The organism is Chroococcidiopsis sp. CCALA 051 (assembly GCF_003015105.1).
In the GTDB taxonomy this organism is placed as follows: domain Bacteria; phylum Cyanobacteriota; class Cyanobacteriia; order Cyanobacteriales; family Chroococcidiopsidaceae; genus Chroococcidiopsis; species Chroococcidiopsis thermalis.
Genome location: NZ_PYCI01000072.1, coordinates 1 through 22,045, shown reverse-complemented (window position 1 = coordinate 22,045; position 22,045 = coordinate 1). Strand labels below are relative to the sequence as shown.

Below are 22,045 nucleotides of genomic sequence, written 5' to 3'. Positions count from 1 at the left end.
AGAAAGGAAATCTTTTTTATAATTAAGTTTAGCGATCGAGTGTAGCTAGATAAAAACTCCAAAATTCTGTCTTGAGATAGAAACTTATTTCTATCTTATGGGGGATAGTATGAAATAAATTAGATCAGTGTCACATTTGCCTGGACTTATGCACCTTTCTCTAAATCCATTACTAATACAAGCGATCGTCCTCGAACAGCCAACAATTATTAGCCCGAAGCGGCAACTACCACTAAGCTCAGAGATGACTCAAAAGTAGAGCGGCAGAGAGAAAGAATGACGCAAGAGTCAATATCATCCAGCAATGCCAATACCAATTTTCTGCTCGGTGGCGGCGAGATGGGCGCGCGGATGCGAGAAAAAGATTGGTCGAAAACGTCGCTGGGTGTACCGCAGCATTGGTCGCAGAGTCTGAAAACCGCCGTGCGGATTATGCTTACCTGTCGCCAACCAATGTTTGTCTGGTGGGGTGAGGAGCTAATCAATCTCTACAACGATGCCTACAAGTCTATTGTTGGTGGCAAACATCCAGAGGCATTAGGACAACCTGCTGCTGTTGTATGGCGCGAAATTTGGGATCGGGTTGCTCCCCGTGCAGAATCGGTACTGCTGAAAAATGAAGGAACCTATGACGAATCACTGTTGCTGATCATGGAGCGCAACGGCTACCCAGAGGAAACCTATTATACATTCTCCTATAGCCCAATTCCCGATGATGATGGTGGCACAGGGGGCATTATCTGCGCTAACACGGACGATACACAGCGTGTCATCGGCGAACGTCAGTTGGCACTGTTGCAAGAGCTAGCAGCGAAAACAGCAGATGCACGGACATTTGATGCAGCCTGTACGCTGAGCGCTAGCTGTTTGCAAACCAATCTTTACGATCTGCCCTTCGCTGCCATATATTTAGTCGATCCAGAGCAGCAATGCCTTTCTCTGGCTGGGACGAGTGGGATCGAACGGGGACACGCAGTAGCCCCCGAAACAGTTGCATTAGATGAGAATTCGGTTTTGCCCTTTGCCCGGGTGTTAAAGACACAACAGGCAATGCTAGTTTCCGATCTAGAGTCGCATTTTAGCAATCTACCGATGGGTGCTTGGCAGCGATCGCCTCATCAAGCTGTAGCCGTACCGATTGCTCCCTCCGGTCAGACAGGGAAGGCAGGGATATTAGTTGCTGGTTTGAATCCGTTTCGGCTGTTCGACGATAACTACAAAGGATTCATCGATCTGGTAGCAGCGCAGATTGCTGCGAGTATTGCCAATGCCCAAGCTTACGAAGAAGAACGCAAACGGGCAGAGGCTTTAGCAGAAATCGATCGCGCCAAAACTGTTTTTTTTAGCAATGTGTCACATGAATTTCGTACCCCACTGACTTTGATGTTGGGTCCAATAGAAGAAACCTTGCTCCGCTGCTCTAGCCTCCTACCGCTAGAAGACCGCAAACAGTTGGAGATGGTGCAGCGCAACGGACTCCGCTTGCTGAAATTGGTCAATACGCTACTCGATTTTTCTCGAATTGAAGCCGGACGGGTGCAAGCCTCCTACGAACCCACCGATCTAGCTAGCTTTACCGCCGAACTAGCCAGCGTCTTTCGTGCCGCGCTCGAACGAGCTGGAATGCGCTTATCGGTTAATTGCCCGCCCATACCTGCACCCGTGTATGTGGATCGGGAAATGTGGGAAAAAATTGTTTTAAACCTGATCTCAAATGCTTTCAAGTTCACGCTGGCTGGAGAAATTACCGTCAGTTTGCAGTGGTTAGGCGATTGCGTCCAGCTGAGTATACAAGATACCGGAATCGGAATTCCCGCTGCCGAAATTCCCCATTTATTTGAACGTTTTCACCGCGTTAAAGGAGCGCAAGGACGCACTTTTGAAGGGTCGGGAATTGGTTTATCTTTGGTGCGAGAATTGGTACAAATGCACGGTGGTACGGTGCAAGTCACCAGCGTTCTAGGATCGGGCAGTTGCTTCACCGTGTCGATTCCTACAGGGAAAGCTCATTTACCTCCAGAGCGGATTAGCAGCCCGCGAATTCTAGCTTCAACCGCATTAGGTACAGCTCCCTATGTTGAAGAAGCACTGCGCTGGCTACCAGAAGCAGGAAGCAGGGAGCAGGGAGTAGAGAGCAGTGAAGAATTACACCCAACTCCCGACTCCCCAGTACGGGGGCACAGCAGTGCGCCCCTACCGACTCCCGACTCCCCTACCTACATTCTCCTCGCTGATGACAATGCAGACATGCGCGATTATGTCAAGAGGTTGCTAGGTCGGGAATACGAAGTCGAAGCTGTGTCAGATGGATTAGCTGCCTTGGCTGCCGTTCGCGACCATCGCCTTCCCGACTTGGTGTTAACTGACGTAATGATGCCGGGACTCGATGGTTTTGGACTGTTGCAAGCACTACGAGCCGATCCCCAGACCAGGGAAGTGCCAATAATTCTCCTCTCGGCACGGGCGGGAGAAGAGGCACGAGTCGAAGGGTTGGAAGCAGGAGCCGATGATTATTTGATCAAACCCTTTTCTGCCCGCGAGTTGTTAGCGCGAGTCGAAGCAACCCTGAAGCTGTCGCAAATGCGGCAAGAGGCAGCGCGGCGGGAACAAATCATACTCGAACGGGTGACAGATGCATTTATTGCCTTCGATCGCGAGTTTCGCTATACCTATGTCAACCCAGCAGCAGCAAAATTGACGCAAAAAACACCAGAAGAGTTGCTGGGTAAAACTTTGTGGGAAGTATTTCCCGATACAATTGGCAGTCGGTTTGAATCTGAATATCGTCGAGCCCTCTTCGAGCAAGTCAAGGTTGAGTTTGAGGAATATTATCAACCATACGACATGTGGGTTGAAGTTCACGCTTACCCCTCATCCAGCGGGCTTTCCCTCTACTATCGGGATATTAGCGATCGCAAACAAGCTGAGGAAGCCCTGCGAAAGAGTGAAGAACTGAAGGGACGCATTTTAGAAAGCAGTCAAGACTGCATTAAAGTTTTATCCTTAGATGGGCGACTCCTTTACGTGAATACAGGCGGCTTGGCTCTTCTAGAAATTGACAATCCTACAGCTTTCCTCGACACGAACTGGCTTGATTACTGGCAGGGTGAAGATCGCCAAAGTGCAGAAGCAGCGATCGCCGTAGCCAAAGCGGGCAATGTCGGTCAATTTCAAGGCTTCTGTCCCACGGCAAAGGGCAAGTCGAAGTGGTGGGATGTCATAATCACGCCGATCCGAGATGCATCGGGACAGGTTGCACAACTGCTATCAATCTCACGCGATATCACCAAGCAAAAACAAGCTGAAGCCGAACGCGAACAACTGCTGGAGCAGGAACGAGTAGCACGGGAAGAAGCCCAAGCTGCCAATCGAATTAAAGATGAGTTTCTGGCTGTACTATCCCATGAATTGCGATCGCCCCTCAACCCGATACTAGGTTGGACAAAACTGCTGCGTTCTCGCAAATTTGACGCACAAGCAACAGATCGCGCCCTAGAAACGATCGAGCGCAATGCCAAACTACAAACGCAACTCATTGAAGACTTGTTAGATGTCTCGCGCATATTACAAGGAAAAATGGCGCTCAACATCACCTCGGTCAACTTAACCACTACAATTGAGGCAGCTATAGAAACCGTGCGCTTGGCAGCACGAGCAAAAAACATTCAGATTCAAACTCAATTTGCCCCCAACGTAGGATTAGTCTGTGGGGATGCAAATCGTCTCCAACAAGTTGTGTGGAATTTACTCTCTAATGCCGTTAAATTCACCCCGTCAGGGGGGCGGATTGAGGTTTCGCTGATGGGAGTAGCTTCGGGAGTCGAGAGTCGGGAGTCGGGGACAAGGGAGACAAGGGAGACAAGGGAGACAAGGAAGCAATTCCAGCCGCCAGCCACCAGCCACTCAGTAACTACCAACTACCAACTACCAATTACCAATTACCAATTACCAATTACCAACTACGCTAAAATCCAAGTCAGCGACACTGGAAAAGGAATTAATTCAGACTTCTTACCATACGTATTTGATTACTTCCGGCAAGAAGATGGGACAACGACACGAAAATTTGGCGGATTAGGATTAGGGCTGGCAATTGTACGCCACATCACCGAGTTACATGGGGGTACAGTCAAAGCCGAAAGCCTTGGAGAAGCAAAGGGAGCAACTTTCACCGTCAGTTTACCTCTGCTTCAGGATGAAAGCTCAGAAATGAGCGATCGAAGCGCCACTTCATCCTTTCTTGCCTGTCCTTTACAAGGTATTCGCGTGTTAGTCGTAGATGATGAAGCCGATATGTTGAATTTAGCTCAATTCGTTTTAGAACAGTATGGGGCAGAAGTGCAGGTCGCAGCATCGGCAGCAGAAGCAATGCTTATCTTCGATCGCTTCGTCCCTAACGTTTTGATTAGCGATATTGGAATGCCAGATCTCGATGGCTACATGTTAATGCAACAAGTCAGGCAGCGATCGCCGCAAGCAGGGGGGCAAGTTTCGGCAATTGCCCTAACTGCCTACGCTGGAGAGTGCGATCGCCAACTTGCAAGGCAAGCAGGATTTCAGCTGCATCTGCCAAAACCTGTAGAACCAGAGCAGTTAGTGCAGGCGATCGCCGTTCTGTGCGATCGATAGTCAGCAGATATCAATCCGATCGTCTATTCAAAAAGTGACTGTAACTTACTTGCCAATTCCTCCCGATTAGATTTTGTCCGCAGATATCGATAGACAAACCACACCGAATAGAAAATTCCGATTAGTTGAAACGTCGGTGCTAATAATGGAATGCTGTTGAGAGCAGCCAAGACTGCAAACAAGACTCTGAGTGCAATTAAGGCAACAAAAATTAAAAGAATGCTCGTAATTGGTTGTTTGTATTGTTGCCAGAAGCTACTAACGTGTTTCGGTAGTTCCGTAAAAAAAGCAACTATATTGTTACCGATCTGCCGTCCCTGCATTTCAAGTTGTTTTGTAGTCGATGGTGTTGTTAGAGATGTAGATTCTGATGTTTCTCTAACTTCTGAAGTGTCGGTCATGTATTCTGTCTGTTGCATGATTTGCCTACTTATTATTTATGGTATTTATGTCCGACGCACGCTCGTACTGCTGCATCTGATGCAATATATTCATTAAGCTAGCTGATAACTAAGCCTGCTGTTTCTACCGTAAGTTATGTGTTTTTTCTGCCTTCCTCACACTGAGAAATTAATAGCAGTATTCTGAGCGATCGTCCGTTGGCATTAGCTATTCGAGTTGTTTCTGCTACTGGTTCTGTTTTGGTCAAATTAACTTCTAACGTCCCCTGGAATAGAGTGCCTGGATTGATGAAAAAGCTAAATGCTCGATCTCGCTTGCTATAGCAATCCTATTTGATTCATGAACGTGGAGCAGCTTCTAGCCTGCCGTAGGCTAGAAGCCTACTTTACAAATCATTGAGAACTACTATAGATTACTGTAATTAATCCCGACCTATTCAGAAGTTGCGGGCAGATTTTCAGATTGAATTTTTCCCGTTTGTTCAAATGGCTAAGAGCAGCTACTGTCTTCATTAGTACTACTATTAGACTATCTCTTTAAGTAGATAAAACTCGCTTTCAATTAAGTGTAAAGTGTGTTCAACTCAAGTGTAGAGTCTACGGAAACAGGTCTGTTATCTGTCCTCTAACTTATGAATGCATTGTGAGATAGGGCAATACTCTAGCTACTTTGCATCTGGCATAAAACGATACAATTCAAACTCGTTTTTGATCGAGAAGAAGCTTCACTTCTCAGTCAAAAGTTTGTCTTTATCTGTTGCGTAAAAAACTTTTTACTCAGTGTAAGGAATAGATGAATATGGCACTTATGAAACGGTGCGTAGCGGAGTCGATTGGGACTTTTTGGCTAGTTCTTGGCGGTTGTGGTAGTGCAGTACTTGCAGCAGCATTTACAGCAGATGCAGCAAAACTAGGTGAAGGGACAGCATTTCCACTAGGGATCGGACTAGTTGGTGTATCCATCGCTTTTGGTTTGACAGTTCTGACGATCGCATACGCATTAGGACACGTTGCTGATTGCCATCTCAACCCAGCTGTAACTTTCGGACTCTGGGCTGGCAAGCGATTTCCTGGTTCTGAACTACTGCCATATATCATTGCCCAAGTCATAGGTGCGATCGCGGGTGCGGGAGTTGTTTATCTAATTGCTAGCGGTAAGGCGGGCTTCACTCTTGCAGGCTCAAACCCATTGGCAACCAACGGTTTCGGTACACATTCACCCAGTGGTTATTCTTTAGCAGCTTGCTTCTTAACCGAAGTCGTGATGACTTTCATGTTCTTGATGGTGATTTTAGGGGCAACAGATCGCCGCGCTCCCCAAGGTTTTGCTCCCATTGCTATTGGGTTAGCACTGACCTTAATTCATCTAATTAGTATTCCTGTAACTAATACCTCAGTCAACCCTGCTCGCAGCACGGGTCCAGCACTTTTTGCTGGCTTGGAGCATATTGCTCAACTTTGGTTGTTTTGGCTAGCTCCAATTTTAGGGGCAGTCCTAGCAGGTTTTTTCTACTCTAGTTTCTTTGCCGAGTCAAGGAAAGAGCGAATACCTGCCGAGCCAATTAAAACATTACGCTGAATAACTATTTAAGTGCTGTTCAACTCTCTTAAGTTGAATAAAGGGTGCAGGACGCGCCCTTTATCAACCGTGCCATGCCAGCCTGTAGTGCTGCTTCGAGCGTGAGAGCAGATCTCGATCTAGTTATTTTCTTCGCCTGCATCAACTTGGAGTTGTTCGCAAAGAATGGTGTCAGCAGGAATAGCGCTAGCTATCTTAGCACTATGGATCTCTAACTGCGCTTCTGGGATTGCCTCAAATAGCAAGTGCTGACCGGGAAATACAACTCGCTCCAAGTACCAGTGAGGAATATTCGTAATCCGTGCAATTTGAATTCCACTTGTTGCATTCTTATAGTTGCACAGAATGCGCTTTTGGTACTCATTAGGTAAGGAGTCTACGATCTGAGCCATAGTTTTGCCTCCTGGCAACAGCGCCAAAACAAATTTGACATATGCTAACGTAAACTACCTGCGAGAAGATCGCAGGCTTCCTACTGTACAGGCTTCTGCTCAAACGTGGACGTGAAAAATCCACGCTTGAGACTTACAGAGCCTCTATAGGCATTGGCACTAGTTACTAACGCCAATGCGTCAAAATCTGCTACTCCAGTGGAGGAGGATTGTTTCTGAGAACTTCTGGAGATGCTGTTGTCATGTTGAAATATTTCCATTCTCGCGTAACATACTTGGCTTTGCCGATCGCAGCATCTGCATTTCTTTCACCACTGGACGAACAAACATTTGTCCAATAATCGGCTCCAGCTAGAGCAAGATATCGCGCGATATCGCGATCGTCTGGCTGACTAGGGTTATCGAGAATTAATCTGGCTCTAAACGTTGTAAACACACCTGCGATATCATTTGGATCTATTCCTGCTCTGTTTCTGGACCAAAAATGAAAATTATATCCATTGCCTGCTGTCACTGAGATAGTGCCTTGTGGCTCCTGCCGAATATCCGCAGGAATATTGATGCCTCCTGCAAAGTCCTCCCTATATGCAGCTCCTACAGGAATAGAACTCTGCAAAGCCAACCATCGGTTGTTACTTTTTTGTAGTAGATAGGTGTGAATTTCTCCTAGCTCGACACGAGTATTTGCAGCTGGATTGCCCTCGGCTGCTTCGTTGACGATACCCCATCCAATTAGTGCTTGCAATTCTCCAGGATTGTTACCTAACTTGACTCTTGGAGTTTGCGACCAGTCATATGATGCTGGTACTCCGCGCATCTTACCTTCATGCTGACCCTGCATATCGCTGATGATTAGCTCCACCGAATTTTCATCAAGATTATCTGGATTTGCTTGCACGAGTGTTTGATGTAAGCCACTCTTTTCGATCGCATTAACTTTAATCGCTGTGGCATGTGCTGTGACGATCTGAGCTGCTGATATGAAAAATGCTAGTAGTAAACCGAATATTAATAATAATAGAGAGCGACGACTAAACGAATAAGTTTTCAGCATTAACAGGACAATTAATTTGTGCTTTCAGTATGTTCTTTGATATATCGAGTGTTGTCGATATAAATAAGTTCAGGTATTTAATAGGTTGGGTAAGTTAGAAAAGGTCAGTTTTCAGATCGTTGTCCGTATTACTCGATCGCCGATAAAATTCAATTGAAAAGAGGGTGTTTGAACGGCATTCGTCTGCTGCGACAAGAGGTGATGCGTGAATTAGAAAAACATCGCTTGTTACCTCCACACCGAGTTGGTGCGGGAACAGGTCTGTACAACGGGCTTTCTGTCCTGTTTGGTGGTGTTGGCGGTTCGCTGATTCCTGGCTCGATTGTAGCGGTGACTGGTAGTTTTGATGCGGCAATTTTTAGTATTGTGGTGGGGGCGTTACTGGCAGCTTTCGTCATGCTAGTACTACCAAGGATGCTGCGATTTGTATAAGTAATAAAGTGGAATTAATCCTCAACCTAGTAAAAAAACTTGCTCTAGATATCCTGGCAAAATAATAATTTGGATGTTGTCTGGTTTTTTTAAGGTATCGTATGCTTTCCAGTCTCTTCTGCTCATACCAGCGAGCTGTTGCAATTCATCTCTGGTAATATACAAATTGATTAGATCGGGTTGCATTGTTTTCGATCGGTTATTTGTCTTTTACCAAATCATAGAGAACAATATAATTTTAGGTCTTAAAATTAGATATAGATAGCTAAATAATTCAAACTTGTTCCCGCACCCTTGGAAGGGCGCACGGCTGTGCGCCCCTACAAATGTCATTCCATGAATTACCCGACTCCCAACTCCCGTACGGGCGGGTTTTTAAACCCGCCCCTACCGACTCCCGATTCCCGTAAATCTACATTTTCCGCCGAACGCCTGCTATTTACCCCAACAACTCCAGAATCCGATGCGATCCCCGCTATCTTCGCCTTTCCTAACGAATACACCGTGGGAATTACCAGCTTGGGATATCAAGTCGTATGGGCAACTTTGGCAATGCGTGCTGATGTTGATGTCAGGCGCTTATTTACAGATATATCCGAACCGCTGCCACGTCAACCTGAATTAGTCGGCTTTTCTTGTTCGTGGGAATTGGATTATGTTAATATTCTGAGTCTATTAGAATCTATCTCCATTCCAATTCATACCAGCGATCGCACTGACAGCGATCCCCTAGTATTTGGTGGTGGTCCTGTTTTGACGGCTAACCCCGAACCCTTCGCGGAATTTTTTGACGTGATTCTATTGGGAGATGGAGAAAATTTATTAGGAAATTTTATTTCAGCTTACAAACAAGTTCGGACAGCCGATAGAAAAACTAAATTACATCACCTAGCACAAGTACCAGGAATCTATATTCCCAGCTTGTATGAGGTGACGTATGAAGATCCTACAGGTTGTATTCAATCCATTAAACCAATTGCGCCAGATATTCCCCATCAGATAGAAAAGCAAACTTATCGAGGTAATACTCTATCTGCTTCTACGGTTGTGACTGAAAAAGCAGCCTGGGAAAATATTTTTATGGTGGAAGTGGTACGCAGTTGTCCTGAGATGTGCCGCTTTTGTCTGGCTAGCTATCTCACTCTACCTTTTCGCACGGCAAGTTTGGAAGGTTCTCTGATTCCCGCGATCGAACGAGGACTGACAGTTACAAATAGGATAGGCTTATTAGGGGCATCCGTTACCCAACATCCAGAATTTAACGATTTATTAGCTTATTTAAGTCAACCAAAATACGATGATGTCCGTTTGAGCATTGCCTCGGTGCGGACAAATACCGTCACAGTAGAACTAGCACAGACTTTAGCAAAAAGAGACACGCGATCGCTCACCATTGCTGTCGAAAGCGGTTCGGAAAGGTTGCGTCAAATTATTAACAAAAAACTGCATAACGATGAGATCGTCCAAGCAGCGGTAAATGCCAAAGCGGGAGGACTGAGTAGCTTGAAACTTTACGGTATGGTGGGCATACCTGGGGAAGAACCCGAAGATCTGGAAGAAACAGTTAAGATGATGCGATCGCTCAAAAAAGCTGCCCCAGGATTAAGGTTAACCTTGGGATGCAGTACGTTTGTCCCCAAAGCACACACGCCGTTTCAGTGGTACGGAGTCAATCCCCAAGCCGAGAAGCGCTTGCAATATTTACAGAAACACCTCAAACCCCAAGGGATTGATTTTCGTCCCGAAAGCTATAACTGGTCGGTGATTCAGGCTTTAATATCGAGAGGCGATCGCCGTTTATCCCGCCTGTTGGAATTGACGCGCAACTATGGTGACAGTCTCGGTAGCTATCGCCGCGCTTTTAAAGAGTTACGCGGACAAATACCCGATTTAGAATTCTACGTGTTTCGCAATTGGTCGCACGAACAAGTCTTACCCTGGAGTCACCTGCAAGCACCTTTGTCACAGGCAACTTTATTAAAGCATTTAGCTTTATCAGTAAGTCGTGAATCGTAAGGGCGGGTTTACCAAGAAACTTTGCTATTCACAGAGATTTCAGGTAAACCGCCCGTACAGGAGTAGTGAGTAGTTTGTCTCAGTTACAACTAGAAATGCGGTAAGCACAACGGCGATCGCCACTTAAAATATGCTCAACTCGTTCGACGTTAACATCAGAACCAAGCAGAGTTTCAAACACTTGCAATTCTGAACTGCACAATTGCGAACAACTTTGGGCAGCCGCACAAATCGAACAATGATTTTCCGCCAGTAACAAGACTCCTGGTGACTCTTCAATTATCTCTGCCATATACCCTTCTTGAGTCCGCAGTTGAGTTAGAATTGCCACTCGTTCTCGCCAGTTTTGAGCGTGTTGCATCTGCGCCGAGTATGTTTGAATTTGAGCTTGAGTACGTTCGCCAATTAATACTCCTAACCCAGCTTCGCCAAATACTTTGCGGACTCCCTCAATTAATTTCACCACCAGATCGGCGTGATGGTTGGGAAAAAGCGCGTTGGCTTTCTCGGTTAATTGCCAAAACTTGACTGGACGACCAACCGCTTGCTTTTGCTCGCTATAAGTGACTAATTGCTCATCTTGAAGAGTTTGCATATGCTGGCGGATTGCCATAGGTGAAACCTGCAACTTAGTGGCTAAATCCACAGCCGTTTGCGAGCCGTGCATTTTGATAACAGATAAAATCTGATTTTTGACCCTTACCCGCTCGATCGCATCATTCATGCCAGGTAGATAGGCTTACTGGGCTATCAAACCTAGATTAACGCAAATTTTAACTTAGCTTAAGAAACGCCGGGATAGTTATATGCTATACATCCCAACAATAAGCCCAACCATGCTACTGCTGTTGTAAATGCGATCGCTCCTAGTTTTTGCCAATACCTTAGCGCGATCGCCGTCATCACATAAGAATTAATCGTTGCCACTAGACCAATTGCCAACCAGTGATAGGGCAACAAGCTCGATTTTGCCTGCTGGACGAGGTAGGCGATCGCCGTACCCACTAATCCCGTCAAGGCGATCGATCCGTTTTGTCGATACCGACTGCTAGCTACACCGACTAAGTTTGCTAGCTGCCAGTGATAGAACAGAATTCCTATAGACCAAAAGCCCAAATTAATCTTGAGACTGGCAAGACAGAAACCTACCACCGTATAGAGAATAACTGCGATTACACCGAGAGAAATGATTTTCCGGTTAGAAAAAATGCGATCGCAGCTTCTACGCTCTACGAAATTAGCTGGAACCATAGAGACATCCGCTCGATATGAGATTTTGAATTTTACAAGCAGGAGTTACGCACTAGAAGTTTGAGATTTCGATCCCCCAACCCCCGCCAAATCGGGGGCATTTGTTTCCTCTCTTCCAGAAGGACGTTCATTCCTCACTTTTTTATAAGGAATTGATTCCCCCCTTGTTAAGGGGGGCTAGGGGGGATCTTTTCTACCTAACTAGCTACATTATGGCGCTGTCGATAGACGGTTGTTGACCTCACTCCAGTTGACTGTATTCCACCACTGCTTGAGGTACTCAGCCCGACGGTTTTGATATTTAAGGTAGTATGCGTGTTCCCAAACATCATTGCACATGATGGGGAAGTGTCCGTCCGTCCAAGGATTATCTTGGTTGGGCGTACTGACAATCTCATACTTGCCACCAGCCGAGCGGACTAGCCACACAAAGCCGCTACCAAAGCGCTTTGTACCAGCATCGTTAAACTGAGTTTTGAAGTTTTCAAAATCGCCAAAATTATCACTGATGACTTGAGCGATCGCACCTGTGGGTTCTCCGCCAGCATTAGCAGCCATCAATGTCCAAAAGATCGAGTGATTGAAATGTCCGCCACCATTATTGCGGACAGGAGTACGAACTGCTTCGGGTAATGAATTCAGGTCGCGAATCAATTCGTCAATACTTTTGCTCTGTAAATCTGGTTGCGATTGCAGTGCTGTATTTAAATTGTTTACGTAAGTTCCATGATGCAGATCGTGGTGGATCTGCATGGTTTGCGCGTCTATGTAAGGTTCTAAAGCGTCGTTTGCGTAGGGTAGAGATTGCAGTTCAAAAGCCATAAACTCTTTTTTCCTCTTAACTAGAGGTTTCGATAGACTAATATATCAAAACTTTCGATAGAAACATCTATCAAAATATGACAATTTCTGTGAGCAAGTGCTAACTATCACAACCAAAACGTAACAATCTTGGCGATCGCCTTTCCTGTCTCAAAGGTTAGAGATTAACAGAGAGCAGGGAGAATGACTTGTGACTTACGACTTTTCCTCGCTTTCTTCGGGTAGTAAGGTAGTTTCATTTTTTGGCTGTTCGGTGTGAGGAGCGATCGCCGCAGTTTGCTTGAGTCTGACCAGAAAGCTAACTCCAATTGCCCAAGCGACTGAAACCATCCATCCTGCTAAAATATCGCGCTTGATAATGAACTCCTAAGTATAGCCGCGTCCAAGCGATCGCGATCGCATATACACTTCCGCCAATTAATACCAACTCCCCACTACTCACTACTTGCCACCCACTTCCCAACAACCACTTACCCTTTAAACAACCGTGCGGGTTTCAATTGCGCGCTTCCTGGTTGCAGTTCGTAGGGAAAAATGCTTTTGACACGCTCGACTACAGAAATCATGTAGCGGTAATCTGGAATCGAACCTGTAGGAACGTAACCTGTTTCTTGAGCTAAAACGGAAGCAGCTTCGCTTAAAATTTGACGAATAAATTCTTGGCGATTGCGTTCGATAGTTGGCGAAATTAAAACAGATCCCAATGGTACGCTGTGCGGATCGGTGTATAAAACGCGAAAAGGAATTTGCGGAAACTGCGTTTTATAAAAATTAAATTCTCTTTGAGAAAGCGCTCCCGCATCTGCTTTACCTTCCGCTACCAAACTCAATATAGTTTTTGGCGTAGGCGCTAATAAAATTTCTGCTAAAGTTAAGCCATACAGATTATAAATAGGTAAATAAAATCCCGTTGCCGAACCAGGTTGACCCAGGGCTACTGTTTTATTTGCTAAGTCTTTCAGAGAGCGAATGGGGCTGTTTTCTTGAACAACCAAAATCGAGCGTAAGTTTTGAACTCCTTCCAAGGTAAACAGGGGACGGTACTGTTGCTGGGTGATGGCGATCGCAGCTAAGCCTGGAGGAGCAAACACCAACGACCAAGAGCGATTGCGAATTCGTTCTATGGCTTTATTCTCATTAAAGGCAGGCTCTAGCCTCACCAACGAACCAGTCTTCTCGCCTAAGTAATTGATCAAGCGATCGTACTGACTGAGCGTCTGTTGACCTTCAGAGTAGCTAACTGTACCAATAATTAACTCTTCTCCCTCACCTTGTAGCGATCGCGAACCACAAGCTGCTAAGAAGAATAATTGAAGTAAAAAGAGACGACGCGAATATCTGGAATTCATTTTCACCCAGCTGTAGTTGAATAGTATTGCTGGATCGATGAGGTGCGATCTCCACTTAGGGGGAAAGATGAAAACAATTTATAATTTTAAGTAGCATTATATACACTTCTTTTACCATCGTAAAATAAATCTCTACTTACAAGCCAAAATGTTAAAAAATCTTAAGCTTACTGCCAAATTTAGCTTAATGTTGGTCGTAGTTTTCATCGGTGGGATTATCATCAGTGGTGCGGCACTCTCCAAGGTACTCGAACAGAGAGCCGAAAGGGAAGTTAGTTCTCAAGCAGCAATTCTGATCAAAGCGATGAATGCGGTTAGGACATATACCAACGAGCGTGTCAACCCATTACTCGCACCTAAACTCGAAACCGAACCAGTCTTTATTCCTGAAACAGTGCCAGCTTACTCCGCTACGGAAGTCTTTGAAAACTTGCGTAAAAACGAAGAGTATCGAAACTTCTTTTATAAAGAAGCCACGCTTAATCCTACCAACTTACGTGATAAAGCCGATGCTTTTGAAGCTAAAATTGTCGAGCGTTTCCGCAACGAATCAAACACTAAAGAAATTTCTGGTTTTCGCAATTTACCAGGCGGAGAAGTCTTTTACATTGCTCGACCATTAGCGATAACAAAAGAAAGCTGTTTGCGGTGTCACTCTACCCCAGAAGCAGCACCTAAAAGCCAAATTGCTACCTATGGCTCGGAATGGGGTTTTGGTTGGAAACTCAATGAAATTGTAGCAGCACAAGTTATTTCTGTACCTTCGAGCGAGATTTTTGAGAGTTCTAGACGCTCTTTATCTCTAGTTATGGGAATATTATTTGGAATCTTTGCGATCGTCGTATTGTGGCTGAACTTCTTCTTAAAACGCTCTGTAATTCAGCCAATTAGGAAAATGTCTAGAACCGCAGAGCGAGTTAGCACGGGAGAAATGAGTGCAGATTTCGAGCAAAATTCTAATGATGAAATTGGCATCCTTGCAGCTTCTTTCAATCGGATGAAATCGAGCTTAGAAATTGCGATGAAGTTACTCAGTCAGCAAACGCGATGAACAATTGTCAGTTATCAGTTGTCAGTTAATTCTGACTTCTGACTTCTGACTTCTTTAACAGTATGCTTGAATGTCTTCACCGCAGCAGTCGGCAAGGTAACATAAAGCACGAAATCTCAAACCGACCAATTGCTCGTATAGGGGGTTGAGTTTGCATAGAGGAGGAATGTGTCCTACTTTATGACCGAATAGAATAATATCTCGCTCGAAAGGACATTGCGCTGGAATAGTTTTCGCAATTAATTTTGCAACTTGGGGGTGAGCAATCTCAAAAGTATCTATCCTTTGTTTCAAAGACTTCATTGGAGATAATGTAAATGCGATCGATGGACGGGACTTGTGTGAAATGCTTGCTTCTACTACAAGGGAAATTAAACTGACAACCTGAATCATATGTAAGCTACCTTCCTCACGCTCTTCTTAATGTATGGCGTTAAAAATACAAAGACATTGCCTAGCGGCGATTAACTTCTGGAAAATTGACACGCAGAATTAGAAAGCGCGATCGCTAACTTTTCTCCCTCGAAATTGCGTTGAATTGATAGAGAAAACTTATTTGCTTTCCTAATTCAAAAATAGCAAATTATCTTTGTATTGCAAGCGTTTTAGCAGGATCGATTGCTAATGCAGCTTATTGTGATTTCATATATATAATCTAGCTATCTAAAACATCAGCACACAGTATCTCAAGAAAGAAGTTTTTCACTACCTAAGCTTGTTTTATTCTTCCCTAAGCTAGAGTGCATGAGCCTGACTTTTCTACTTAATAATTGTTGGCAATATATAACAAGGCGCACATACGTACGCCTCTACAAATCTGTTTGCCTTATCTAGCTGAGAATAGATATATAGCAGTTTTCAAGCAGATGAAGTACACACATCTGTAGGGGCGCACAACTGTGCGCCCCTACAGATGTAATGCATTAGAGTGGAAATCGCTGTATATAAATAATCTAATGTAAATAGATAAAATCTTTTGTTCGGCGTTCGGAACTAGGGAATATAGATCGAGAGTAATTTTCTCTCTTTACCCTGCGATCGCCTTCCTAGTCCTACCCTAGTCCTTTGCCATGCGTTTAATCATTTTCCCAGCGTTCGCAATCGAGCAGATCGGCAATGCGATCGCGCAAGTTGTACTCGTGTTTTTCCAATTCTCGCTCAAAAGCCGTCCAATCTCTAGCTGGGATGTATTCGCAGAGGACGTACATTGGTTGCCTACGGCTAATAATTCCTTTCTGTACTAGATGTAAGACTTCGTGTTTGATAACGTCTAAAGAATATTCAACTGGTGAAAGTAGTGCATTTACAGACATGATTTTCGCTCAGAAACTACTAGCAATTCTCGGCATCACTGAATCTAAATTTGGTAAGCCCATACCCCAGACTGCGGCTGGATGACCGACACAGCGTTGACCCATTGCCCACAAGTAAGCATTTGGGTGATTTTCCTGTATCCATCGCACAATGTATTTAAGCTGCTTGTCTGTTAACTGTTCGGGTACTTCTGGCAAACATTCAGTAATGACGGCAATCTGGCGTAAAGTAGCACCCGCCTGAAACCGATCGCCTGCAAAACACCATTGCTTGATGAGTTGATAAACCTGTTCTGTTGTATCCACAGCTACTGTCCGAAACCCCTAATTCTGTTAAGCATTAATACAGTATTGCTAGATACAGTTTGGGAAAAACTACCCAGTGGATACTTGTAGGCTGCATTCTTCACTAAAAAAAAATATCCACCTGGATATCCACTTGATGGAGGCGTAAATAAAGTTATCCAGTTTAGTGTGATTGAGTTAACAAACTTTCTATTAAATAAAAACTGTCTGTTCGTGACTGAATTTCTGCATCAATTGTGCGATAACAAGCAGCCTTGCCGGGTCATGATTCTCGGTAGACTTGTTGCAACAGTACAACGTGTGAGCCGCTACTGTCTCGAACAAATGGTAGAAGTCTTACCTTACTATGGGGTTCCTACTGGTGAGGAGATAACTCTGTTCGATCCAGACATCCTCATAATATGTCTGCCCGCCCCAGAACAACTCTATCTTCAGACAGACAAGCCTTTTATTTTGTGGTCTGAACTGGAGGCAAATTTCAAGCTGCCGATTGCGTCTAATCCGGCAGAGTTAGCAAAGATGTTGCAGCGAACGCTACAAGATTTCAATTGAAGATGTCATGCGTGTAATTTAATTCACGTAATTTAAATTAGTCCTTCGCGCACGGCTAAAGCTGCTGCCTGAACGCGATCGTCAACGCTCAGTTTATTGAGAATCATCCGCACGTAAGACTTGACCGTTCCCAGGGAAAGAAATAGTTGTTGGGCAATCTCTTGGTTCGAGCATCCTTCAGCAATTAGTTTGAGAACTTCTCGTTCGCGGCTGCTGAGAACTGGAATAGGTGAGATGGTGGAATACTGTTCTTTGACGGGAATTACCGGATTAGGCTTGAGCATCCGTGCCACTTTACGGGCTATTTGCGGGTCGAGATAAGCGCCACCAGTTTGAATTAACTGGATTACAGCTAGCAGTTGTTCCCATTCAATTGTTTTGAGACAATAGCCATCAGCCCCTGCGGCTAACATGCCCATTACTTGAGTATCATTATCAAAAGCACTTAAGGCGAGTATTCGCGTCGTGGAGCGATCGCTTTTGATTTGTTGAGTTGCCGCGATCCCATCCATCACGGGCAGATCGATATCCATTAATACGACATCTGGTTCTAACTCGGCAGCTAATTGAACTGCCACCCTGCCATCAGCAGCTTCTCCCACGACACAAAAATCGGGTTCGAGGGCAAACTGTCCTTTCATCCCTCGACGCATCAAAGCATGATCTTCGACTAATAAAATTCGTACTGCACTTTCTGTCTGATATTCGCTCATTACTAGTTTCCGACTCCTCCGACTCCCGACTTCTGTACGGGCGGGTTTGGAAACCCGCCCCTACCGACTCCCGCTTCCCCATCGAATGTCAAAGAAACTGGCAGGGTAAACCAAAAGGTACTGCCTTCACCTAGCTGACTATCCACTTCGATCGTACCTCTGTGAGCAACGACGATCTGACGGCAGAGATATAAACCCAATCCTGCACCACCCCGCCTACCTCTCCCTTGAATGAAGCGGTGGAAGAGTTTGTCTTTTTCGTGGGGTGGGACTCCCGGACCTCGATCGCGAACCGAGACTTTGATGCGATCGCCTCCTAACAAACTGACTTTGATTGTAATCTCTTGATCTGGTGGGCTAACCCGTGCGGCATTATCTAATAAGTTTTGCACCACTCGTTGAATTTCTAACTGGTCGCCGTAGACTGTAGGGAGTGAGGCAGCGATGTAAATAGTGGGAGTAAGCTGGCGAGCGTGAATTTGACAAATCAGCTCCACAGCCTGAGAGCAAATCTTTGCCCAATCTAAGGGTTCCCAGTTTAAGTGCTGTCCGCCACCAGCTTCATAACGAGATACATCCAGCAAATTATCTACCAACTTCAGCAATTGCTCGTTCGATTGGCGATACTCTTCTAGAATTTCTCTCCAAGTCTCGTCAACAGAACCAAAAGCCCCATTCAACATCGGGCGCAATGTATTGCGAGTGGCGAGTAAAGGCGTGCGCAAGTCATGAGACAGTGCAGAGATTAAATCTTCTAGCTGTTGGTTACGCATTTGACTGTATTCTTGACGCTGACGAATTTCTGCTGCCATCTCATCGAGTACGCTAGCCAACCGTCCGATCTCATCTGATGTAGTATAACCAAGCCGAATTTCCAGCTTACCAGCCCGCCAAGCTTGGCTGACTTGAGTTAAATGGCGTAGGGGAATTTCTACCCGCTTGCGTAACAACCATAAGTTCCAGCTAACTCCAACACTAGCTATGAAGACGTTGAAGACTTCCAGCGCAGTCTTGATCTGGTTAATTTGCTGCAATTGCTGCTGGCGCTGAGACAGGATTTTTTCTTCATGCTGCAACATAGTTTTGACAACATCGCGCATGGGATCGAATAAAATCTTTCCAGGTAGATAAGTCTTACTCGCAGTACCAGCTATGACACTTTGCACAAAACTATCCTGCCAAATTGCATGAATTGATTCAATGACTTGGAGCTGCTCTAGTTGGCTTTGATCTCCTTTTGTCAATTTTTCTAAAGATTTAAAACTACTATGAAAAGCATTATTAGCGCGATCGTAATTATCAAGTAATTCTTTATCTTTAGTAATTAAATAGCCTCGAATCGAAGTCTGTTGATCTAAAGCATGACTCAACATCTGTTCCGTTTTCTGTTCTACCAGTAAAGAATGAGCCACCCAACCAAAGGCTTGCTGATGGAGCTTTTCTAATAGTAGATTCAGAGAACCTTGTACGATAAGGAATAGAATCAGTAGCAAACAACTAAGATACAAAGGGGCAAATAATCTATTTTTCAGCGAAAATTGCCTCAACCGCGATCGCCATTTTTTGAAAACTGACATGAGAGACATTAGGAAAAGAAGTCGTAAGTCGTAAGTCGTAAGTCGCAATTACTAGCCACCAGACACCAGCCACTAGTCACTGATAACTGTATATGACATTTTTCGATAAATTAAACGCTGCGATCGCCCGCAATCAGAGTTTGCTGTTTCTCGGACTCGATCCAAATCCTGAAATGATGCCAAGCCAAAATTCAAATCGGTCTGAGAAGAGTATTATCGATGATTTAGGGGACTGGTTGCAATTTGTCATCGCTCAAACGACAGATTTAATTTGCGCTTATAAGCCGACTTTGGGCTTTTATCAGGCTTTAGGTGTCCCAGGTATAGAGTTGCTAGAACGGACGCTCAAAGCTATACCTGAAGACATACCAATCATTTTGGATGCCAAACACAGCGACCTCAACACTAGTACAATTTTTGCCCAAACAGTATTCGAGCGCTGGCGAGTCGATGCTGTCACCCTCAGTCCTTATCCTGGGCAAGATTGCGTCGCGCCATTTTTGGTTTATCCCGGCAAGGGAATATTTATATTGTGCTGTACTTCTAATCCTGGGGCGATCGCATTACAGCAATATCCTTCGCCTGAATCTCCCTTTTACTTACAAATAGTGAAAGAAGCGAAAATCTGGGGGACTCCCGAACAAGTCTGTTTAGAAGTTGGAACCACTTCCCCTGACGTGCTAGCCAAAATTCGAGCCATTACTCCCGAAAGAACGATTATGGCTCGGAGTATTTGGGCGCAAGCAAGTAATCTACCTCAATTATTAGCCGCAGGTTTAAATTCCAACGGTAGCGGATTACTCGTTCCCGTACCTCAAGATTTTTTGAGTCAAAAGAATCCAGCGACTCAGATTCAAGCTTTGCGACAAGAAGTAGAGCAAGCTAGAACCGCAGCTGTTAAAAGTGCTTCTCAGTGTGACGTGTGGTTTCCCAATGTTTGTTTGTTGCAACAACACCCCCACACCCAATTAATTTTGCAACTCTACGATCTTGGCTGCATTATCTTTGGTAACTACGTACAGGCATCGGGGGCAGAATTTCCTTACTATATCGATCTACGCACGATTATTTCTAATCCCCAAGTTTTCGAGCAAGTTCTCAACGCTTATGCAGAAATCCTACAAAATCTAAACTTCGATCGCATTGCTGGAATTCCCTACGGTTCCTTACCCACTGCTACAGGCTTGGCATTGCGAATGAATTACCCGATGATTTTTCCCCGCAAGGAAGTTAAAGCCCACGGAACGAGGAGAGTTATTGAAGGACATTTTCAGCCAGGGGAGACAGTTGTAGTCGTTGATGACATTCTGATTAGCGGTAAAAGTGCAATAGAGGGAGCGGGAAAGTTAAAATCGGCGGGTTTAAATGTAGAAGATATTGTTGTATTTATCGACCATGAAGAAGGGGTAAGAGATAGGCTCAAAGATAATGGCTATCGCGCCCATGCCGTGCTAAAAATTTCTGAAATTACCCAAACTTTATATGAAGCAGGCAAAATTGATGAGGCACAGTATCAGACTTTAACAGGGAGCAGTGACCAGTGACCAGTGACCAGTGACCAGTGACCAGTGACCAGTGACCAGTGACCAGTGACCAGTGACCAGTGACCAATTACAATTACCAATTACAATTACCAATTACCCATTACCATCGCGCTGAATTTGTCCGACAACTTTTAGTTCGCCTTGCTGATTGGCTCGCATGACAACGGCTCCACCCGACTGCAAACCTATACTACTGAGTTCGCTGATATTGGCGAAATGCGACACCATTATTATGACTCCTGGGGTGTTTCGATGGTTGAGAATCTGTTGGCGAACCTGCTGCGTTTGTTGAGTTGCAGTGGTACGGTCTTCAAAGATGGAATTGAGCATTGGAGAAGGTTGGACAGCACCCAAGTCGAGTAACTTGGCAGTTTCCAAACAGCGGCAATACTGGCTGGAAAGGACTTGAGTAATAGGAATGTTGCGATCGCGAAATACTCTGCCAATCCGTACCGCTTGGTCTCTACCTGCGGCGGATAAATTGCGCTGAGTCGAGCAATCATCCAGTCGAAACCCTGGTGGGTCGCCAGTTCCGGGAACTGTTTGAGCATGGCGTAACAACACGACATATCCCGTTCCTTGTCGCATTTGCGTCCAAATATCTTGCTCGGTTGCCTGAGCAGTATTTGGTGTTGTAGGAGTGTCTGATAAGCTAGTGGGGAGATCGGGTGATGCCAAAGTAAAAGGCATGGTGCTGCTGCTAATTGAAAGAGGAAAACAGCTAGCCGCGAGTGGGAGAAGGGCAATAGCCATACCCAGCCGAGAAAATTTACAGATAGATTTCATATGAAATGATAGGAAAAATTGCGATCGCTGACATTTCGATCGTCAATTCGGGCGCGATCGCGGTTAGATTTTCTGTAATTTGAATGCTACTGAATATGGGCGGTTTTGAGCATTTTTTATCTCTTTTTCAGTTTCAGCTAAATGAAATTGCTGCTCGGTGATTCTTGGCTCTTCAAAGTCAGTTATTTCAAATCCTGCATTCCTGAATGCTTTCCAGTAATCGGAAAGCGGTCTGTGAAACCAAATAAATTCTGACGTAAAATGCTTCCAGGGTGGAT

22 protein-coding genes and 2 pseudogenes are annotated in these 22,045 nt (G+C 45.0%); 7 read left to right on the top strand and 17 right to left on the bottom strand.

Translation table 11 applies throughout. The features are described from left to right. The first annotated feature begins 276 nt into the window (after positions 1-276). Complete coding sequence (locus C7Y66_RS17850) at positions 277-4,629, top strand: ATP-binding protein (RefSeq protein ID WP_106546623.1); 4,353 nt, start codon at positions 277-279, stop codon at positions 4,627-4,629. Between the two features lie 23 nt (positions 4,630-4,652). On the opposite strand, the gene C7Y66_RS17845 is transcribed toward C7Y66_RS17850, so the two are convergent. Next, positions 4,653-5,048, bottom strand: a complete 396-nt coding sequence (locus C7Y66_RS17845; RefSeq protein WP_106546622.1) for a CAAD domain-containing protein — start codon at positions 5,046-5,048, stop codon at positions 4,653-4,655. A gap of 781 nt (positions 5,049-5,829) precedes the next feature. Between C7Y66_RS17845 and aqpZ the strand changes: the two genes are divergently transcribed. Further along, the gene (gene aqpZ, locus C7Y66_RS17840) at positions 5,830-6,609 is read left to right on the top strand and encodes an aquaporin Z (protein WP_015154250.1); all 780 of its coding nucleotides are present in this window, start codon (positions 5,830-5,832) and stop codon (positions 6,607-6,609) included. A gap of 140 nt (positions 6,610-6,749) precedes the next feature. Here the strand turns inward: aqpZ and C7Y66_RS17835 are convergent. Both C7Y66_RS17835 and C7Y66_RS17830 read right to left on the bottom strand, forming a co-directional pair. Continuing rightward, a pseudogene (locus C7Y66_RS17835) lies at positions 6,750-7,001 on the bottom strand (DUF1830 domain-containing protein); the annotation flags it as partial. Positions 7,002-7,191: 190 nt separating this feature from the next. Further along, complete coding sequence (locus C7Y66_RS17830) at positions 7,192-8,055, bottom strand: hypothetical protein (protein ID WP_106546621.1); 864 nt, start codon at positions 8,053-8,055, stop codon at positions 7,192-7,194. Positions 8,056-8,223: 168 nt separating this feature from the next. Here C7Y66_RS17830 and C7Y66_RS17825 point away from each other — a divergent pair, with 168 nt between their 5' ends. After that, entirely contained in the window at positions 8,224-8,487 is a 264-nt protein-coding gene (locus C7Y66_RS17825) for a hypothetical protein (protein WP_106546620.1), read from the top strand. A 21-nt stretch (positions 8,488-8,508) separates the two neighbouring features. Here the strand turns inward: C7Y66_RS17825 and C7Y66_RS31180 are convergent, their stop codons facing one another. Further along, positions 8,509-8,673 (bottom strand): hypothetical protein, encoded by a 165-nt coding sequence (locus C7Y66_RS31180; protein WP_158265951.1) that lies wholly within the window; start codon positions 8,671-8,673, stop codon positions 8,509-8,511. 150 nt (positions 8,674-8,823) lie between these two features. Between C7Y66_RS31180 and C7Y66_RS17820 the strand changes: the two genes are divergently transcribed. Next, positions 8,824-10,503, top strand: a complete 1,680-nt coding sequence (locus C7Y66_RS17820) for a radical SAM protein (protein WP_199197491.1) — start codon at positions 8,824-8,826, stop codon at positions 10,501-10,503. A gap of 79 nt (positions 10,504-10,582) precedes the next feature. On the opposite strand, the gene C7Y66_RS17815 is transcribed toward C7Y66_RS17820, so the two are convergent. The 6 genes from C7Y66_RS17815 to C7Y66_RS17800 all read right to left on the bottom strand — a co-directional run bounded on the left by C7Y66_RS17815 (position 10,583) and on the right by C7Y66_RS17800 (position 13,925). Continuing rightward, positions 10,583-11,227 carry a metalloregulator ArsR/SmtB family transcription factor gene (locus C7Y66_RS17815; protein WP_106165940.1) on the bottom strand — a complete coding sequence of 215 codons (645 nt, stop codon included), beginning with the start codon at positions 11,225-11,227 and terminating at the stop codon, positions 10,583-10,585. A 59-nt stretch (positions 11,228-11,286) separates the two neighbouring features. Continuing rightward, complete coding sequence (locus C7Y66_RS17810) at positions 11,287-11,754, bottom strand: hypothetical protein (RefSeq protein ID WP_106546619.1); 468 nt, start codon at positions 11,752-11,754, stop codon at positions 11,287-11,289. Positions 11,755-11,964: 210 nt separating this feature from the next. Continuing rightward, on the bottom strand, positions 11,965-12,576 hold the full coding sequence (locus tag C7Y66_RS17805) for a superoxide dismutase (RefSeq protein WP_106546618.1): 612 nt from the start codon (positions 12,574-12,576) through the stop codon (positions 11,965-11,967). Positions 12,577-12,771: 195 nt separating this feature from the next. Further along, positions 12,772-12,906, bottom strand: coding sequence for a hypothetical protein (locus tag C7Y66_RS33010; RefSeq protein ID WP_255410005.1), 135 nt, complete (start codon positions 12,904-12,906; stop codon positions 12,772-12,774). Beyond that, complete coding sequence (locus tag C7Y66_RS30585; protein ID WP_199197490.1) at positions 12,875-13,018, bottom strand: hypothetical protein; 144 nt, start codon at positions 13,016-13,018, stop codon at positions 12,875-12,877. Before C7Y66_RS30585 ends, C7Y66_RS33010 begins: the two co-directional genes overlap by 32 nt. Positions 13,019-13,046: 28 nt before the next feature. Beyond that, positions 13,047-13,925, bottom strand: a complete 879-nt coding sequence (locus C7Y66_RS17800; RefSeq protein WP_015154259.1) for a phosphate/phosphite/phosphonate ABC transporter substrate-binding protein — start codon at positions 13,923-13,925, stop codon at positions 13,047-13,049. Between the two features lie 148 nt (positions 13,926-14,073). Here C7Y66_RS17800 and C7Y66_RS17795 point away from each other — a divergent pair, with 148 nt between their 5' ends. Then, positions 14,074-14,976: a DUF3365 domain-containing protein gene (locus tag C7Y66_RS17795; protein ID WP_015154260.1), complete on the top strand. Its 903-nt coding sequence runs from the start codon at positions 14,074-14,076 to the stop codon at positions 14,974-14,976. Between the two features lie 54 nt (positions 14,977-15,030). On the opposite strand, the gene C7Y66_RS17790 is transcribed toward C7Y66_RS17795, so the two are convergent. From C7Y66_RS17790 to C7Y66_RS17780, 3 genes are all read right to left on the bottom strand, one after another. After that, complete coding sequence (locus C7Y66_RS17790; RefSeq protein WP_199197493.1) at positions 15,031-15,279, bottom strand: Mo-dependent nitrogenase C-terminal domain-containing protein; 249 nt, start codon at positions 15,277-15,279, stop codon at positions 15,031-15,033. Between the two features lie 773 nt (positions 15,280-16,052). After that, entirely contained in the window at positions 16,053-16,289 is a 237-nt protein-coding gene (locus tag C7Y66_RS17785) for a DUF4327 family protein (protein WP_015154262.1), read from the bottom strand. Between the two features lie 9 nt (positions 16,290-16,298). Next, positions 16,299-16,595 (bottom strand): hypothetical protein, encoded by a 297-nt coding sequence (locus C7Y66_RS17780; protein ID WP_015154263.1) that lies wholly within the window; start codon positions 16,593-16,595, stop codon positions 16,299-16,301. Between the two features lie 213 nt (positions 16,596-16,808). Here C7Y66_RS17780 and C7Y66_RS17775 point away from each other — a divergent pair, with 213 nt between their 5' ends. Continuing rightward, positions 16,809-17,147: a hypothetical protein gene (locus C7Y66_RS17775; protein ID WP_233222731.1), complete on the top strand. Its 339-nt coding sequence runs from the start codon at positions 16,809-16,811 to the stop codon at positions 17,145-17,147. Positions 17,148-17,179: 32 nt separating this feature from the next. Here the strand turns inward: C7Y66_RS17775 and C7Y66_RS17770 are convergent, their stop codons facing one another. Both C7Y66_RS17770 and C7Y66_RS17765 read right to left on the bottom strand, forming a co-directional pair. Further along, entirely contained in the window at positions 17,180-17,860 is a 681-nt protein-coding gene (locus C7Y66_RS17770) for a response regulator transcription factor (protein WP_106546617.1), read from the bottom strand. 2 nt (positions 17,861-17,862) lie between these two features. Next, the gene (locus C7Y66_RS17765) at positions 17,863-19,437 is read right to left on the bottom strand and encodes an ATP-binding protein (RefSeq protein WP_106546616.1); all 1,575 of its coding nucleotides are present in this window, start codon (positions 19,435-19,437) and stop codon (positions 17,863-17,865) included. A gap of 92 nt (positions 19,438-19,529) precedes the next feature. Here C7Y66_RS17765 and C7Y66_RS17760 point away from each other — a divergent pair, with 92 nt between their 5' ends. Further along, the gene (locus C7Y66_RS17760) at positions 19,530-20,981 is read left to right on the top strand and encodes a bifunctional orotidine-5'-phosphate decarboxylase/orotate phosphoribosyltransferase (protein ID WP_106546615.1); all 1,452 of its coding nucleotides are present in this window, start codon (positions 19,530-19,532) and stop codon (positions 20,979-20,981) included. Positions 20,982-21,074: 93 nt separating this feature from the next. On the opposite strand, the gene C7Y66_RS17755 is transcribed toward C7Y66_RS17760, so the two are convergent. After that, positions 21,075-21,671 (bottom strand): histidine phosphatase family protein, encoded by a 597-nt coding sequence (locus C7Y66_RS17755; protein WP_158265950.1) that lies wholly within the window; start codon positions 21,669-21,671, stop codon positions 21,075-21,077. Between the two features lie 159 nt (positions 21,672-21,830). Then, positions 21,831-22,045 (bottom strand): annotated as a pseudogene (locus C7Y66_RS32520) (methyltransferase type 11); the annotation flags it as partial.